This is a genomic window from Bacillus sp. 01N42_2, assembly GCF_056399565.1.
In genome coordinates this window covers 475870-491649 of the sequence record NZ_JBFTRO010000003.1, presented here as the reverse complement: position 1 = coordinate 491649, position 15780 = coordinate 475870, and the positions used below count along the sequence as shown (strand labels likewise).

Below are 15780 nucleotides of genomic sequence, written 5' to 3'. Positions count from 1 at the left end.
CTTTAAAAGGCGCTTGCGGCTCTTTTTGTTTCATGGTATGTTGTTACTCGAAATTATAGATAGAGGTGTCAATCATATGAGAATGCGCCATAAACCTTGGGCGAATGATTTTCTGGCAGAAAACGCTGACATCGCCATCAGTGATCCGGCTCAGTATAAAGGGCGGTGGAACACGGTCTTTGGCAATGACAACCCGATCCATATTGAAGTCGGTACGGGAAAAGGGCAGTTCATTTCAGGAATGGCCAAGCAGAATCCGGATATCAACTATATCGGAATTGAGCTGTTTAAAAGTGTCATCGTCACTGCCGTCCAAAAAGTAAAGGACAGCGGGGCTCACAATGTCCGTTTGTTAAATATAGACGCGGAAACACTGAATGACGTATTTGAACGGGGAGAAATCAAGCGCGTATATTTAAACTTTTCTGACCCTTGGCCGAAAAACCGTCACGAAAAACGCCGTTTAACCTTTAAAGCGTTCTTGAAAAAATACGAAGAAGTCATGGGCGAAACGGGTGAGATTCATTTCAAAACCGATAACCGCGGGTTGTTTGAATACTCTTTGAAAAGTTTTTCCGAATACGGCCTGCTCCTGAAGGAAGTCAGTCTCGATCTGCACAACAGCGATCCAAAAGGCAATATTATGACAGAATACGAAGAAAAATTCTCCGCGCTCGGCCAGCCGATTTACCGGGCTGAAGTTGAATGGAGAACAAAAGACAGACTCTGATGCGGGAGTCTGTTTTTTTATGCCTCCATTTGCTACCATTACATCAGGAGGGATCAAGATGGAGACATTGAATATTGGGAATATTTCATTAACATGGCTGGACGGCGGTGTAACGCATATGGACGGAGGAGCGATGTTCGGCGTTGTCCCGAAGCCTTTATGGTCGAGAAAATACCCTGTAAACGACAAAAACCAGATTGAATTAAGAACAGACCCGATTCTGATCAGAAAAAACGGCCTGAATATTTTGGTTGACGCGGGGATCGGCAGAGGGAAATTCTCCGATAAGCAGAAAAGGAATTACGGTGTAACGCAGGAATCCAATCTGAAAAAATCTCTGAGTGAACTCGGGCTTTCCTGTGAAGACATTCATATTGCGGCAATGACCCATCTTCATTTTGACCATGCATGCGGCCTGACGGAATACCGCGGAGAGGAGCTTGTCTCTGTTTTCCCGAACGCCCGCATTATCACTTCTGCGACAGAGTGGCAAGAAATGAAAAACCCTAATATCAGATCGAAAAATACATACTGGAGAGAAAATTGGGAGGCTGTACAAGATCAGGTCGAAACCTTTGAGGATGCGTATGAGCTCACAGAAGGCATTACGATGCACCACACCGGCGGCCACAGTGACGGACACAGTGTCATTGTATTAGAAGACGGAGGGGAAACGGCTGTGCATTTTGCCGACCTGATGCCGACAAACGCCCATAAAAATCCGTTATGGGTGCTGGCATATGATGACTATCCGATGACCTCCATTCCGCAAAAGCAAAAATGGCAGGCGTTCGCGGCAGAGAAAGACGCCTGGCTGATTTTCTATCACGACACGATTTACAGAGCCGTAAAATGGGGCGAAGACGGCGAAGTGGCGGCGTCTGTCAAACGGGAGAAAAAATAAGCGGATCAAATGATTTACCTGTATGAATTTCGGGAATAAAAGCAAACCTAAGACAAATTGCTTTGAAAGGAAGAGACAGGTGAATCAATTTCAAGTGACAAAAGATGGAGAAATCAAAACAACTCTGCGCGGATTAGAAGTTCTTTCTACTCCTTTTTTAAATAAAGGGGTGGCCTTTACACAAGAGGAAAGAAAGGAACTCGGACTCGAGGGATTTCTGCCGCCGAAGGTATTGACAATCGAAGAGCAGGTGAAGCGGGCTTACGAACAGTTCAGTTCGCAGCCTGACGAGCTGAGCAAAAATGTGTACTTGACTGCTCTCCATGACCGGAATGAAACATTATTTTACAGGCTGTTAAATGATCATTTAGGCGAAATGCTGCCGATCGTATATACGCCGACAGTCGGCACCGCGATCCAGCGTTACAGCCATGAGTACAGAAAACCCCGCGGTCTGTATTTGTCGATAGATGATCCTGAGGGAATGCGCGCCGCATTTCAGCAGTTCGGAAAAAATGAAAACATTGATTTAATCGTTGCGACAGATGCCGAGGGCATTCTGGGAATCGGTGATTGGGGCGTCGGCGGCATCGCCATTTCTGTCGGAAAACTTGCGGTGTATACGGCAGCGGCCGGAATTGACCCGTCACGAGTGCTTGCGGTCGTATTGGACGCGGGGACGAATCAGGAAAGCCTCTTAAATGATCCGTTTTACGTCGGAAACCAGCATTCAAGAGTGCGCGGCGAGAAATATGACCGCTTTATTGATGAGTATGTCTCGCTTGCCCGGGAAACATTCCCGAATGCGCTGCTTCATTGGGAGGATTTCGGCACGGCTAACGCCCGCGGCATATTGAAACGGTATAAAGATAAAGTCTGTACGTTTAACGATGACATTCAAGGAACGGGCGCGGTGTCGCTTGCAGCTGTTTTAGCCTGCGCGAAAGCATCAAAAGTGCCTTTAAAAGAACATAAAGTCGTCGTCTTCGGCGCGGGAACGGCCGGTATCGGAATTGCTGAGCAGCTGCGTGAAGCAATGGTGCATGCCGGATTAAGCGAAGAAGAATCATACAGCCGCTTTTGGTGTATCGACAGAAACGGACTGTTAACGGATGACATGAAAGACTTGCGTGATTTTCAGGTTCCGTACGCCCGGCCTGCCGATGAAGTGAAAGAGTACAGCCGCAGCGGTGAAGGCGGATCAATTGATCTGGCGGAGACGGTCCGTCAGGCCAAGCCGACGATTCTGATCGGCACATCTACTGTATCAGGCGCATTTACAGAAGAAATCGTCAAAGAAATGGCCTCACATGTTAAACGGCCCGCTATTTTGCCGATGTCAAATCCGACCACATTATCAGAAGCAAAACCGGAAGACTTAATTAAATGGACGGAAGGCCGCGCGCTTGTCACGACGGGCAGTCCGTTCCCGCCTGTTGAGTATAACGGCGTGACGTACCATATCGGCCAGGCGAACAACGCGCTCGTATTTCCGGGACTCGGACTCGGCACGATTGTGACAAAGGCAAGGCTCATTACGGACAATATGTTTGTCGCCTGCGCGAATGCCATCGCCGGTATGGTGGATGTCGGCAAGCCTGGGGCGCCGATGCTCCCGAAAGTGGAAGATCTCAGGACGGTATCGGCAACTGTAGCGGTAGCCGTAGCGAAAGCGGCCATCCAGGACGGTGTAGCGGAAACGGAACCCGAGGATCTGATCCAAACGGTGCAGGACGAGATGTGGCACCCTGTATACAAACGGATTCGCCCGATGTAACCGAATAAAGCCCAAAACGCTGATGGTTTTGGGCTTTATTTTTTGCTTGTCCGAATTATGAGGCGACAGAATCAATGACATCGACAATCTGGCCTGTTTTTGCATTGACCATGACTTCATATTGCTCCAGCTCGCCGAAAGCCGAACGTGTCACACCGGTTTTGTATACCTGGATGGTTTCTCCGTTTACCTGGTAAGGCTCAGGCTCTGTGTAAATCCACGATCCGTCTATCGGTCCGCGCTGTTTAAAAGCCGCTTTCACGATACGGAGCGCTTTTTCTGAAGAGATATAAGGTTTCATCGCATACTTTTTCACTGCGATGGCAGCGCATAATCCGACTCCTGCACCTAAGAGAAAATGACGTAATTTCAATATGAAGCACCTCCAATTATGTCGTAGTTTTTATTATACAGAAGATGCCAGACGGTGTTAAGTAAAGCGGCGGTTTTGCAGCCCATTCAATCTGACCGCTTGGAAAACAGTTGTTTTTCTAATAAAATAAAAGCATTACATAGAAATGAGGGGAAAATATGAATGAGGAAACGAAAACGCTTTTCCGGACGCTGACGCAGCTTCCCGGCGCACCGGGAAATGAACATCAGGTCCGCTCCTTTATGAAACGGGAGCTTGCGAAATATGCGGATGACATCGTGCAGGACAGACTCGGAAGTGTTTTCGGCGTAAGGCGCGGTGCTGAAGATGCGCCCACTATTATGGTAGCAGGCCATATGGATGAAGTCGGATTTATGGTAACGCAGATTACGGATAACGGCATGCTGAGATTTCAGACGCTCGGCGGCTGGTGGAGTCAAGTGCTACTGGCCCAGCGCGTCGAGGTTCAGACGGATAACGGACCTGTCATCGGCGTCATCTCAAGCATCCCGCCCCACATTTTAACGGATGCCCAGCGCGCCAAGCCGATGGAGATCAAAAATATGATGATTGATATCGGTGCAGATGACAGAGAGGACGCGGTCAAAATGGGGATCAGACCGGGTCAGCAGGTCGTGCCGGTCTGCCCGTTCACCCCGATGGCAAACGAGAAGAAAATATTGTCCAAAGCGTGGGATAACCGCTACGGATGCGGATTAAGCATTGAATTATTAAAAGAGCTGCACGGAAAAGAGCTGCCGAACAACCTGTACGCCGGGGCCACCGTTCAGGAGGAAGTCGGCCTGAGAGGGGCGCAGACAGCGGCCAACATGATTCAGCCTGATCTCTTCTTCGCGCTTGATGCCAGCCCGGCAAATGATATGAGCGGCGATAAGGAGCTGTTCGGCCGTCTCGGCGAGGGAGTGCTGCTCCGCATACTCGACAGAACGACGGTCATGCACCGCGGGATGAGAGAGTTCGTCCTTGATATGGCGGAAACGCACAATATCCCTTATCAATATTTCGCTTCCGGCGGAGGAACGGATGCCGGGCGGGTTCACATATCAAACAGCGGGGTTCCGTCAGCCGTCATCGGCATTTGTTCAAGATACATTCATACAAATGCCGCCATCATCCATGTCGATGATTATGCCGCGGCGAAAGAAATGCTCATTAAGCTGGTCATGGCGAGTGACAAGCAGACGGTCGAAACGATCAGAGAAAATGTGTGAAAAAATAAGCAGGCCCGCATAAGGCGGCCTGCTTATTCTGTTTCAAATAAATAAGAGAGTGCTTTCATCGCTTGATTGACGGTTTCCACCGTAATATTCGCTTTGCCGGAAAGCTCTTTCAGCGGATGGTGCAGCTCTTTCGGACGGATCAGAATGAGCGGCTTGCCTTTTGCGATGGCATAAGAAGCATCCATTGCGGTATTCCACTGTTTATATTTCTCGCCAAACAGGGCGATCACAAAATCGGCTTTTTCCATCAGCACCTCTGTACGGAAATTGTTGATATCAGAAGCTCTGGCGTCCTTTAAAACAGAATCAGGCTGCTCGCCCATAATCTCTTCTCCGATATTGTCTGAGCGCTCATGGTTTTCCATCGGTCCGACAAACGTAATCGGCAGGTGCAGCGCTTTTGCTTTGTTCTTGATCTCGTTCCGCCAATCGCTGTGGATTTCACCGGCTAAATATACGACAAACTGCATCTTTTGCTCCTCCTTATTCCATATTCAGATTTTCGTACGGCTATAAGCAAAATGGTAAACGAAACTTGCTTGATAATGCAAATGAAATATGATAATGATATTGCATATAGTTGGTCTTGCTGTAAACAGTCTGGTATGATCCAATTGGATAAACATCAGCATACAAAAAAACTCAAAATCCAGATGGAGGAATGACAATGAAAAAGATTGAAAGCACGGAAGAATTGCAAAAAGCGGTACAGGACGATTGGGCGGTATTTATGTTTTCTGCGGATTGGTGCCCGGACTGCCGCTTTGTGGAGCCGTTTCTCCCTGAGCTGGAAGCGGACTTTCCTGAATTCACTTATTACTACGTAGACCGCGATCAATTTATCGATACATGTGCGGAATGGGAAATCTACGGCATTCCGAGTTTTGTGGTATTTAACGGAGGAAAAGAAGTAAACCGCTTCGTCAGCAAAGACCGCAAAACGAAAGAAGAAATCGAGCAATTTTTAACCGATTCCCTTGCTAAAGCATAAAGGAGGCCACGGGCTTTGAAGATGACGTCGAGGAAGCTGTCGGATCTATTAAAACAGCGCCTGCAGCACGAGAACCGATCCTTCTTTTTTGACAGAGAAAAAGACACTCTCCGTGTTGAGGATCAAACGACCAAAAAAGGCATCACATTAGAACTTCCGCCGATCATCGCCAAGTGGGAGACGAAAAAAGAAGAAGCGATCGACGAGATCGTCTACTATGTGGCAGAAGCGATGGAGGCGATGGGAGGAAGCGGACAGGAGATGTCCGGAAAGGAAGCCGGAATTTATCCGGTGATCCGCTCCACGTCATTTCCTGATCAAACGGGCGACGGCATTCCGCTCGTGTATGATGACCATACCGCCGAAACCAGAATCTACTACGCGCTTGACCTCGGCAAGACGTACCGCTTAATTGACAGCCGGATGCTTGAGAAAGAAAACTGGACAAAAGAACGGATCAGGGAAACGGCATCATTCAATCTCCGCTCGCTCCCTTCGGTCGTGAAGCAGGATACGGTTGCGGGCAATTATTTTTATTTTTTCAGAGCGAATGACGGCTATGACGCCAGCCGAATTCTCAATGATTCGATTCTTCATGAATACAAACAGGCCGCTGAAGGCGAATTAGCGATTTCTGTCCCGCATCAGGATGTATTAATACTTGCTGACATTCGAAATGAATCGGGTTATGATATTTTAGGGCAAATGTCCATGAGCTTCTTTGCAAGCGGCACGGTGCCGATTACGGCCCTTTCATTTCTCTATAATGAAGGCAGACTGGAACCTGTGTTTATCATGGCGAAAAGCCGGCCGAAAAAGGATTAGAAAGGATTTTTCTTATGAACGCTTTTTACAATAAAGAAGGTGTGGGAGATACGCTTCTGATCTCTCTTAAAGATGCAGCACGTGAAGAAATCGGCTATGAAAGAGAAGGCGATGTCGTCCGAATCTTTAACAAAGAAACAAAAGAAACGACGGGCTTTAATATTTTTAACGTATCTTCTTATTTACAGATTGAGGACAACGGCCCTGTCGCATTGTCTGAGACATTCGTTCAGGACGTGAATGAAATACTGAACAGAAACGGTGTTTCAGAAACGCTGACAGTTGACCTTTCTCCGAAATTTGTTGTCGGTCATGTTGAATCGAAAGAAAAACATCCGAATGCGGATAAACTGAATATCTGCCAAGTGAATGTGGGAGAGGAAACCCTTCAAATCGTTTGCGGCGCGCCGAACGTAGACAAAGGACAAAAAGTCGTCGTCGCTAAAGTCGGCGCAGTGATGCCGAGCGGACTTGTCATTAAAGACGCTGAATTAAGAGGCGTTCCGTCAAGCGGCATGATCTGTTCCGCGAAAGAACTCGCTTTGCCGGATGCACCGTCGGAAAAAGGCATTCTCGTTCTTGAAGACAGCCGCGAGGCCGGCGAAGCATTTCAATTCTAACTCCCATAAATAAGCGCACAGAATCGAATGATGTGAGAGAAAGCCGTTAAGCAGGCCTGCTTAACGGCTTTCTTCAGTTGGGAGCTTAATCTTTTCTGAGCGGCCCGGCAGTGGTATACTAAATATCGTCCCAGACTACTAATAAGGGAGTTAGAGAGTGATTAAACATGAGTTGGCTGAATAAATTTTTTGACTTATTTTTAGGTGAAAAAGAAGAAGAGCATGAACATGAACCGAACACACATGCCCAAATCCCGAAACAGCAGATACCGGATCAGCCAGAAGGCAAATTAACGCGCATGGAAGATCCTAAAATATATTACGAATATCCGAAAGGGAATTTCCGTTTTCCCGTCGTTCCGGACGGCTATAAGCGAACGGAACAAAGACAGCAGGAAAGGCATGAACGCCGCCGCCAGCCGTCCCGGGGATATGCCGCCGCGACGGAGCATACGGAGCGGGAGCGGAAACAGCATACATATGAAGAGCCGGAGCCGGTGAAAAAGCCCTTTAAACCGTCCTCCATTCCTTCACCGGTCTACGGTTTTCAATCTCAGCACAGCATTAAAAAAGCGCCTAATCCGCAAAAACAGCGTGAAGAGAGCGTGACATTGCTGTCAGAGGAGCAATTTGTTCCGCCAAAGTCCGGTCAGGAAACGGAAAAAGAGCCCGAATTCACAGCATCCGGCATGACAAAACAGACGGACACCCGGCCGGAACCGTCTGTGAAACAAGAAACGGAAGAATTCCAGGCCGCCAAAAAAGAGCAGCCGCACACTGAGGCTGAGAATGCAAAAGAGCAAGTGTACAGTGCATCAGAACCGCGCCAGGCTAAAGACCCGCAGCAGCCGGAAAGCACGGAACCTGAAGGCTATACAGATCAACAAGAGTTGGAACAAACCGAGCCGCAGCCTTTAAATGAGACTGAGTATGAAGCGTCCCGGCCGTCTGAACACACGGAAGAACAAGCGCCGCAGCAGGAGGAGTATCAGCAGCCTGAGACGGAAGCCGCTCAAGCTTTTGAAACCGCTGGGGAACCGGTATATACATACTCAGAACCCGGGTATGAAGAGGAAGTTCAGCCGCAGTCTGAAGCCCTGCCTGAATCGCCTGAGGCTGACGCGGAACAAAAAGCAGATGAACAGCCTGAGTTCAACGAAGCCCCTCAGCATTCTGAACCGGAGCCTGAATCTGCAGTCATCGATCCGGCCGAAGCCCCGGCCCCGCCTGCCGAAGAAAAAACGAAGAATTACGAACAGCCCGTAAAAACGGCGGAGCGGCCGAAAGAGCGCAGTGTTCCGTTTAACGTCATGATGCTCAAAAGCGATAAACACAAGCAGACGAAGGCGTCAGAAAGCGGTGCGGGCTATGTTTTCCCGAATCTGTCGCTTCTGGACGTACCGCCGGCGCAGAGACATGACGACCAATCATGGATTGAAGAACAGCGCGAGCTTTTAAACGTCACACTGAAAAACTTTAATGTGCGCGCCCAAGTCGTTCATGTCACACAAGGCCCGTCCGTCACAAGATTTGAAGTGCATCCTGAGCCGGGAGTGAAAGTAAACAAAATTACAAACTTAGCAGATGATATAAAGCTGAGTTTATCTGCCAAGGATATTCGGATTGAGGCGCCGATCCCCGGCAAAAACACGATCGGCATTGAAGTTCCGAACCGCGTAAGCAAGGTCGTTGATTTACGGCAGATGATCAGAAGCGCCGCTTTCAGGACGAATCCGTCTCCGCTTACAGCCGCGCTCGGTGTCGATATTTCCGGCAACCCGGTCGTCATTGATTTGAAAAAAATGCCGCACGGCTTGATTGCGGGTGCGACAGGATCGGGAAAAAGCGTCTGCATCAATACCATTTTGGTCAGTCTGCTTTATAAAGCAGATCCGAGCGATGTCAAAATGCTTTTGATTGATCCGAAAATGGTCGAGCTTGCGCCTTATAACCAAATTCCGCATTTAGTCAGCCCCGTCATCACGGACGCCAAAGCCGCAACCGCGGCGTTAAAATGGGTTGTGGAAGAGATGGAACGGCGGTATGAACTGTTTGCTCATTCAGGTGTGAGAGATATCGGCCGCTTTAATGAATTAACGGCTGATCATAATACAGGCGAAAAGCTCCCGTACCTCGTAGTGGTTATTGATGAGCTTGCCGATTTAATGATGGTCGCGCCGAACGATGTGGAAGAAAGCATTGCCAGAATCGCGCAGAAAGCGAGAGCCTGCGGCATTCATCTCCTCGTCGCGACACAGCGTCCGTCTGTCGATGTCATTACCGGCATGATCAAGGCGAACATCCCGACGAGGATCGCATTCTCCGTCTCAAGTCAGGTCGATTCCAGAACGATTATCGACATGGCGGGGGCGGAAAAGCTGCTCGGAAAAGGCGACATGCTTTACTGGGAAAACGGTACCGGAAAACCGGTGCGTCTGCAGGGCAACTTTGTGTCAGACAGCGAGATCGACCGCGTCGTCTCTCATGTCAGAAAGCAGCTCCCGCCTTCTTATTTGTTTGAACAGGAAGAACTGATCAGGCAGGGAACTGCCCTCAAGGAAGAGGACGAGCTGTTTCCTGAGGCGTGCCAATTTGTCGTGGAGCAAAACAGCGCCAGCACCTCCAGCCTTCAAAGAAGGTTCAGGATCGGCTATAACCGTGCGGCGAGGCTGATTGACATGATGGAAGCTGAAGGCATGATCTCAGAAGCAAAGGGCAGCAAACCCCGCGAAGTGCTGATTACGGCTGCTGACATTACTCAAGAATAAGAATATCGTTCATTTTTCTCACAAACATGGTATGATAATGGATGGACCATCAAACAGCATCACTGTCACGCGCTGAAATATCATGCGGCAGGTTTAATCAAAAAGAAAGTTACAGATACTGACGATAACGTAAAAATAAATGGAAGCGCCGCTGTGCGGGCTTTTCGCCCGCGGCGGTCGCAAAATGAAATGAGCGTCATATACTGGGGAACAGATAGACGTTTGTTGGAGGTACGATTATGACTGTTTATCATTTTGTTGGAATAAAAGGGACAGGTATGAGCCCGCTTGCTCAAATCCTGCATGATACAGGGTATCAGGTGCAGGGATCGGATATCGAGAAGCAGATTTTTACTCAGGCTGCCCTTGAAAAAAGAAATATCCCGATCTATCCGTTCAGCCCCGATAACATCAAACCGGGCTTAACGGTAATCGCCGGAAACGCATTCCCTGATTCTCATCCGGAAATCGCAAAGGCGCTCGCTGAAGGAATTCCTGTTATCAGATATCATAAATTTTTAGCTGAATATATGAAAAAATACACAAGTGTCGCGGTTACGGGCGCACACGGCAAGACGTCCACTACGGGTCTCTTGGCACACGTGATGCAGCAGGCGAAGCCGACTTCGTTTCTTATCGGAGACGGGACGGGCAGAGGAAATGAAAGCAGCGAATACTTTGTATTTGAAGCCTGCGAGTACCGCCGTCATTTCTTAAGCTATCAGCCTGATTATGCGATCATGACGAATATTGATTTTGACCACCCTGATTATTTCGCCAACATTGACGATGTGTTTGATGCTTTCCAAAACATGGCGCTTCAAGTCAACAAAGGCATCATTGCCTGCGGTGATGACGAGTATCTGCCGAAAATTCACGCCAATGTGCCTGTCGTTTATTACGGCACGGGAGAAGAAAACGATTTTCAAGCGAGAAACATCGTAAAAAATACGGAAGGCACGACATTTGACGTCTTTGTCCGCAATACGTTTTACGATACGTTCTACATCCCGGCATACGGACATCACAATGTCCTCAATTCCTTAGCGGTCATTGCGCTCTGCCACTATGAAGAGATAGACGTGAACATGATTAAGCGCGGACTTGAATCATTCGGCGGCGTCAAACGCAGATTCAATGAAAAAGTGATCGGCAGCCAGGTGCTGATAGACGACTACGCCCACCATCCGACTGAAATTAAAGTCACCATTGAAGCGGCGCGCCAAAAATATCCGGAACGTGAAATCATCGCGGTATTCCAGCCGCATACGTTTACACGGACGCAATCATTCCTTGATGAATTTGCAGAAAGCTTGAGCGCGGCCGATCGTGTGTATCTGTGCGACATTTTCGGCTCTGCCCGCGAGAACGTCGGCAAACTCACCATCACGGATCTGCAGGAAAAAATCGATAACGCAGAACTCATTGAAGAGAATGACACATCCGTGTTAAAAGCGCATAAAGACGCAGTGCTGATCTTTATGGGCGCCGGAGACATTCAAAAATATATGAGGGCCTATGAAAACGTCATAGCGTAACAAAAAAGCAGTGGGGCTCTCACTGCTTTTTTGCGCGTGCTGCAAAGGGATTTACCGATAAACGGAGAAATAGTATACATACAGCCCCTTTCATATATGTTTATCATTTTAATAATTGGGTATATACCATTATATCCTGCAATAAGGAGGTATTAGATGATTATCATTCTTTATTTAAGCGTCGCACTCATTGCCGTAGCATTTCTCATCCTCGTCATTTATCTGTCAAAAACATTAAAGTCCGTGCAGATGACCTTAACAAACGTAGCGTCGACTTTAGACGGCCTTGAAGGGCAGATGAAGGGCATTACCGCAGAGACAACTGAGCTGTTACATAAGACAAACCGTCTCGCGGAAGACATTCAGGAAAAATCAGAGAAATTAAATACGGTTGTCCATGCTGTGCAGGAAGTGGGAACTTCCGTCCAGCAGTTTAATACATCCATAAAGCAGGCAGCCGGTTCCGTTTCGGCCTCTGTCAGAGAGAACCAGGATAAGATCAGTCAGGTTGTCACCTGGAGCCAGGCCGCTATGGAAATATGGGACAAGTGGAAGCAAAAGAAAAAAACATCGCTTTAATCATAAGAAAAATCCACTAAGGAGGAATCATAATGAGCAAAGATGGAATCAATAGTAAGGATTTTTTAATCGGAACGCTGATCGGGGGAATTATCGGCGCGACAACGGCATTGTTTCTGGCGCCTAAATCAGGCAAGGAGCTGCGCGACGATCTCGGCAGCCAGGCTTCTGCATTGAAAGATAGGACGGACAGAATGACGGCCGACGCGAAAGAAAAAGGCTCTCAATATGTCAGCATCGCCAAGGATAAAACATCTAACATCACCCAGCTGGTAGCTGATCAATCAGGCCAGATTATGAATAAAGTGAAGGATTTAAAAGACCGTTCTAAGAGCACACTAACTGAGAAAGCCGAAGAGACGAGAAGCGAAATGCAGGACACGGCCCAAAGCATCAAAGCCGAAGCGGAAGACGCCGGGGAAAAAGCCGGTCAGGCAAATCGCTGATCTTCAATAAGGAGAGATAACAGACATGACAAAGCAGCTGATATCGTCAGAAGAAGAGTTCAAAAATGCCGCTGAGAAAGAAAGCAAGTTCGTGTTTTTGAAACACAGCACAACCTGCCCGATCAGCCATGCGGCGTTTCAGGAGTTTGACGCCTTTGCATCGGAGCATTCAGAAGTGCCTTCTTATTACCTGCAGGTGCAGGACAGCCGGCCGCTTTCAAACTATATCGCCGAGACATACGGCGTGAAACATGAAAGCCCGCAAGTATTCGTCATTACAAACGGCGAAGTGAAATGGCACGCGTCTCATTCCCAAATCACAAAAAACGCAATAGAGCAGCACCTTTCATAATTTACTGACCGCCGGATGATACCGGCGGTTTTTTTTGAAAAAAACTATTGATCATTTCAGCCATATCATGTAGGATATCAATATACGTTACTTCAACGCATAAAAGCTTAAAAGCGTTTTGGTAATAAAGTAAAATGTGAAAAAATTTATTGTTTCATATTCCTATTTTCGCATAACTGTAGTAAGATGCATGTTAACCATTAAAATAAAACATAGCATAGAAGGGATGAAAAAGATGAGCAACAAGGAATTAGAGAGCCTAAGACAGCAGGCAGACGCACTAAACTTACAAATCCTTAAATTAATCAATGAACGCGGAGCCGTTGTAAAAGAAATCGGTAAAGCCAAAGAAGCACAGGGTGTCAACCGATTTGACCCCGTCAGAGAGCGTACAATGCTTAACCGCATTATTGAAAGCAATGACGGCCCGTTTGAAAACTCAACAATCCAGCATATTTTCAAAGAAATTTTCAAAGCCGGCCTTGAGCTTCAAGAAGAGGATCACAGCAAAGCGTTGCTCGTCTCCCGGAAGAAAAAAGCAGAAGATACGATCGTTGACATTAAAGGCGAAAAAGTCGGTGACGGCGATCAGAGATTCATCGTCGGTCCTTGTGCCGTAGAAAGCTATGAGCAGGTTGCGGAAGTAGCGGCCGCTGCGAAAAAACAAGGCATTAAAATCCTGCGCGGAGGTGCGTTCAAACCCCGCACAAGCCCGTATGATTTCCAAGGTCTCGGCGTAGAAGGCCTGCAGATCCTCAAACGCGTCGCTGATGAATATGACCTCGCGGTGATCAGTGAAATCGTTACGCCTGCCCACATTGAGCAAGCGATTGATTACATTGACGTCATTCAGATCGGCGCACGTAACATGCAAAACTTTGAATTGCTGAAAGCCGCCGGTTCGGTTAAAAAGCCGGTATTGTTAAAACGCGGTCTTGCCGCAACGATTTCAGAATTCATCAATGCAGCTGAATACATCATGTCACAAGGAAATGACCAAATCATTCTTTGTGAGCGCGGAATCAGAACGTACGAAACAGCAACGAGAAACACGCTTGACATTTCTGCCGTGCCGATTTTGAAACAGGAAACTCACTTGCCGGTGTTTGTTGACGTCACACATTCAACAGGCCGCCGCGATCTCCTGCTTCCGACAGCAAAAGCGGCGCTTGCGATCGGCGCTGACGGCGTGATGGCCGAAGTTCACCCTGATCCTTCCGTTGCCCTTTCAGACTCTGCGCAGCAGATGGATATACCTGAATTCGAGAAATGGCTGAACGAATTAAAGCCGATGGTGAAAGTAAAAGCATAATAAAGTGTTCCGTTCTTTAAGGGCCGCCTCGTGCGGCCCTTTTTCGTTTCTTCATTTTATTTAATTATAAAATGGAAGTGAACGTTTTCATCACTGGGAAAAACGTGTATAATTTCATGAGAAGTATTTAAATTTGATGAATAATGAAAAATAATGTACACTACTGACTTACGCTTACAACCATAAACGACAGAATGCGAAAACGCACGACATTTCTTTACATAAAGTGTTTATGCTATAGATAAGGATAAGTGTATCCAGTAAAAGGAGTGGTTTCAGTGAGCAACATTACGATATACGATGTGGCCAGAGAAGCAAATGTCAGCATGGCGACTGTTTCCCGCGTCGTAAACGGCAATCCGAATGTAAAACCGACGACCAGAAAAAAAGTATTGGAAGCCATTGACCGGCTCGGCTACCGCCCGAACGCGGTGGCAAGAGGACTGGCAAGCAAAAAAACGACAACGGTCGGCGTCATCATCCCTGATATCTCAAGCATTTTCTACTCGGAACTTGCCCGGGGAATTGAAGATATCGCGACGATGTACAAATATAATATTATTTTAAGCAACTCGGACCAAAACCTCGAGAAGGAACTGCACCTGTTAAACACGATGCTTGGCAAACAAGTGGACGGTATCGTATTTATGGGCGGCAACATTACGGACGAGCATGTCGAAGAATTTAAGCGCTCTCCTGTGCCGATCGTATTGGCGGCATCAGTGGAAGAACAGGCAGAGACGCCTTCTGTCGCCATTGATTATGAACAGGCGATTTATGATGCCGTTAAGCTTTTCATTGAGAAAGGGCATCGCGATATCGCATTTGTCTCCGGACCGATGGCAGAGCCGATCAACCGCTCGAAAAAACTGCAAGGGTACAGACGGGCGCTTGAAGAAGCTGGCATCCCGTTTAATGAGCAGTTCGTAGCGGAAGGCGATTACACCTATGATTCCGGAATGGAGGCGCTTCAAAGCTTAATGGGCCTTGAGCGGAAGCCGACGGCAATCCTTTCTGCAACGGATGAAATGGCGCTCGGCATTATTCATGCGGCTCAGGATCAAGGTCTGTCGATTCCTGACGATCTTGATATTATCGGTTTTGACAATACGAGATTGAGCCTGATGGTCCGCCCTCAGCTTTCCACAGTCGTGCAGCCTACTTACGATATCGGCGCCGTGGCGATGAGGCTTTTGACAAAACTGATGAACAAAGAGCCGGTTGAAGAGCATATCGTCGAGCTGCCTCACCGCATCGAATTAAGACAATCAACAAAGTCATAAAAAAACGGAAAAGCAAGCTTCACTCTGAGGAGTGGAATCTT

At 47.7% G+C, this 15780-nt stretch carries 16 protein-coding genes; 14 read left to right on the top strand and 2 right to left on the bottom strand.

Annotated elements, in window-relative coordinates; genetic code table 11:
* Window positions 1-76: 76 nt before the first annotated feature.
* The 3 genes from trmB (at window position 77) to AC1DN5_RS10025 (ending at window position 3411) form a co-directional block, all read left to right on the top strand.
* Complete coding sequence (gene trmB / locus AC1DN5_RS10035; protein ID WP_016938534.1) at window positions 77-730, top strand: tRNA (guanosine(46)-N7)-methyltransferase TrmB; 654 nt, start codon at window positions 77-79, stop codon at window positions 728-730.
* Window positions 731-788: 58 nt separating this feature from the next.
* Entirely contained in the window at window positions 789-1634 is an 846-nt protein-coding gene (locus AC1DN5_RS10030; protein ID WP_366969072.1) for a YtnP family quorum-quenching lactonase, read from the top strand.
* A 79-nt stretch (window positions 1635-1713) separates the two neighbouring features.
* The gene (locus AC1DN5_RS10025; RefSeq protein WP_016938536.1) at window positions 1714-3411 is read left to right on the top strand and encodes an NAD-dependent malic enzyme; all 1698 of its coding nucleotides are present in this window, start codon (window positions 1714-1716) and stop codon (window positions 3409-3411) included.
* A 55-nt stretch (window positions 3412-3466) separates the two neighbouring features.
* On the opposite strand, the gene AC1DN5_RS10020 is transcribed toward AC1DN5_RS10025, so the two are convergent.
* Window positions 3467-3784 (bottom strand): PepSY domain-containing protein, encoded by a 318-nt coding sequence (locus tag AC1DN5_RS10020; RefSeq protein ID WP_003152366.1) that lies wholly within the window; start codon window positions 3782-3784, stop codon window positions 3467-3469.
* A 158-nt stretch (window positions 3785-3942) separates the two neighbouring features.
* Here AC1DN5_RS10020 and AC1DN5_RS10015 point away from each other — a divergent pair, with 158 nt between their 5' ends.
* Complete coding sequence (locus AC1DN5_RS10015; protein ID WP_016938537.1) at window positions 3943-5016, top strand: M42 family metallopeptidase; 1074 nt, start codon at window positions 3943-3945, stop codon at window positions 5014-5016.
* Window positions 5017-5048: 32 nt separating this feature from the next.
* Here AC1DN5_RS10015 and AC1DN5_RS10010 read toward each other — a convergent pair whose 3' ends face one another.
* Complete coding sequence (locus AC1DN5_RS10010; protein WP_016938538.1) at window positions 5049-5495, bottom strand: YtoQ family protein; 447 nt, start codon at window positions 5493-5495, stop codon at window positions 5049-5051.
* A gap of 197 nt (window positions 5496-5692) precedes the next feature.
* Here AC1DN5_RS10010 and AC1DN5_RS10005 point away from each other — a divergent pair, with 197 nt between their 5' ends.
* From AC1DN5_RS10005 to ccpA, 10 genes are all read left to right on the top strand, one after another.
* Window positions 5693-6016 (top strand): thioredoxin family protein, encoded by a 324-nt coding sequence (locus tag AC1DN5_RS10005; RefSeq protein WP_003152373.1) that lies wholly within the window; start codon window positions 5693-5695, stop codon window positions 6014-6016.
* A gap of 15 nt (window positions 6017-6031) precedes the next feature.
* On the top strand, window positions 6032-6841 hold the full coding sequence (locus AC1DN5_RS10000; RefSeq protein WP_095241483.1) for a DUF1444 domain-containing protein: 810 nt from the start codon (window positions 6032-6034) through the stop codon (window positions 6839-6841).
* Window positions 6842-6855: 14 nt separating this feature from the next.
* Entirely contained in the window at window positions 6856-7461 is a 606-nt protein-coding gene (gene ytpR / locus AC1DN5_RS09995; RefSeq protein ID WP_016938540.1) for a YtpR family tRNA-binding protein, read from the top strand.
* A 167-nt stretch (window positions 7462-7628) separates the two neighbouring features.
* Window positions 7629-10229, top strand: coding sequence for a DNA translocase FtsK (locus tag AC1DN5_RS09990; protein WP_366969073.1), 2601 nt, complete (start codon window positions 7629-7631; stop codon window positions 10227-10229).
* A gap of 239 nt (window positions 10230-10468) precedes the next feature.
* Window positions 10469-11767, top strand: a complete 1299-nt coding sequence (gene murC, locus AC1DN5_RS09985) for a UDP-N-acetylmuramate--L-alanine ligase (RefSeq protein WP_016938542.1) — start codon at window positions 10469-10471, stop codon at window positions 11765-11767.
* 156 nt (window positions 11768-11923) lie between these two features.
* A complete protein-coding gene (locus tag AC1DN5_RS09980; protein WP_016938543.1) occupies window positions 11924-12346 on the top strand; it encodes a DUF948 domain-containing protein in 423 nt (140 codons plus the stop codon).
* A 32-nt stretch (window positions 12347-12378) separates the two neighbouring features.
* Window positions 12379-12792: a YtxH domain-containing protein gene (locus tag AC1DN5_RS09975; RefSeq protein WP_016938544.1), complete on the top strand. Its 414-nt coding sequence runs from the start codon at window positions 12379-12381 to the stop codon at window positions 12790-12792.
* A 25-nt stretch (window positions 12793-12817) separates the two neighbouring features.
* Complete coding sequence (gene ytxJ / locus AC1DN5_RS09970; protein WP_366969074.1) at window positions 12818-13144, top strand: bacillithiol system redox-active protein YtxJ; 327 nt, start codon at window positions 12818-12820, stop codon at window positions 13142-13144.
* Between the two features lie 235 nt (window positions 13145-13379).
* Window positions 13380-14456 (top strand): bifunctional 3-deoxy-7-phosphoheptulonate synthase/chorismate mutase, encoded by a 1077-nt coding sequence (locus AC1DN5_RS09965; RefSeq protein ID WP_016938546.1) that lies wholly within the window; start codon window positions 13380-13382, stop codon window positions 14454-14456.
* A gap of 278 nt (window positions 14457-14734) precedes the next feature.
* The gene (gene ccpA / locus AC1DN5_RS09960) at window positions 14735-15739 is read left to right on the top strand and encodes a catabolite control protein A (RefSeq protein ID WP_016938547.1); all 1005 of its coding nucleotides are present in this window, start codon (window positions 14735-14737) and stop codon (window positions 15737-15739) included.
* The last annotated feature ends 41 nt before the right edge of the window (window positions 15740-15780 follow it).

Bases quoted from the DNA above. Each gene is read 5' to 3' on its own strand.
- trmB (WP_016938534.1), top strand. From the start codon at position 77: ATGAGAATGCGCCATAAACCTTGGGCGAATGATTTTCTGGCAGAAAAC.
- AC1DN5_RS10030 (WP_366969072.1), top strand. From the start codon at position 789: ATGGAGACATTGAATATTGGGAATATTTCATTAACATGGCTGGACGGC.
- AC1DN5_RS10015 (WP_016938537.1), top strand. From the start codon at position 3,943: ATGAATGAGGAAACGAAAACGCTTTTCCGGACGCTGACGCAGCTTCCC.
- AC1DN5_RS10010 (WP_016938538.1), bottom strand. From the start codon at position 5,495: ATGCAGTTTGTCGTATATTTAGCCGGTGAAATCCACAGCGATTGGCGG.
- AC1DN5_RS10005 (WP_003152373.1), top strand. From the start codon at position 5,693: ATGAAAAAGATTGAAAGCACGGAAGAATTGCAAAAAGCGGTACAGGAC.
- ytpR (WP_016938540.1), top strand. From the start codon at position 6,856: ATGAACGCTTTTTACAATAAAGAAGGTGTGGGAGATACGCTTCTGATC.
- AC1DN5_RS09990 (WP_366969073.1), top strand. From the start codon at position 7,629: ATGAGTTGGCTGAATAAATTTTTTGACTTATTTTTAGGTGAAAAAGAA.
- murC (WP_016938542.1), top strand. From the start codon at position 10,469: ATGACTGTTTATCATTTTGTTGGAATAAAAGGGACAGGTATGAGCCCG.
- AC1DN5_RS09980 (WP_016938543.1), top strand. From the start codon at position 11,924: ATGATTATCATTCTTTATTTAAGCGTCGCACTCATTGCCGTAGCATTT.
- AC1DN5_RS09975 (WP_016938544.1), top strand. From the start codon at position 12,379: ATGAGCAAAGATGGAATCAATAGTAAGGATTTTTTAATCGGAACGCTG.
- ytxJ (WP_366969074.1), top strand. From the start codon at position 12,818: ATGACAAAGCAGCTGATATCGTCAGAAGAAGAGTTCAAAAATGCCGCT.
- AC1DN5_RS09965 (WP_016938546.1), top strand. From the start codon at position 13,380: ATGAGCAACAAGGAATTAGAGAGCCTAAGACAGCAGGCAGACGCACTA.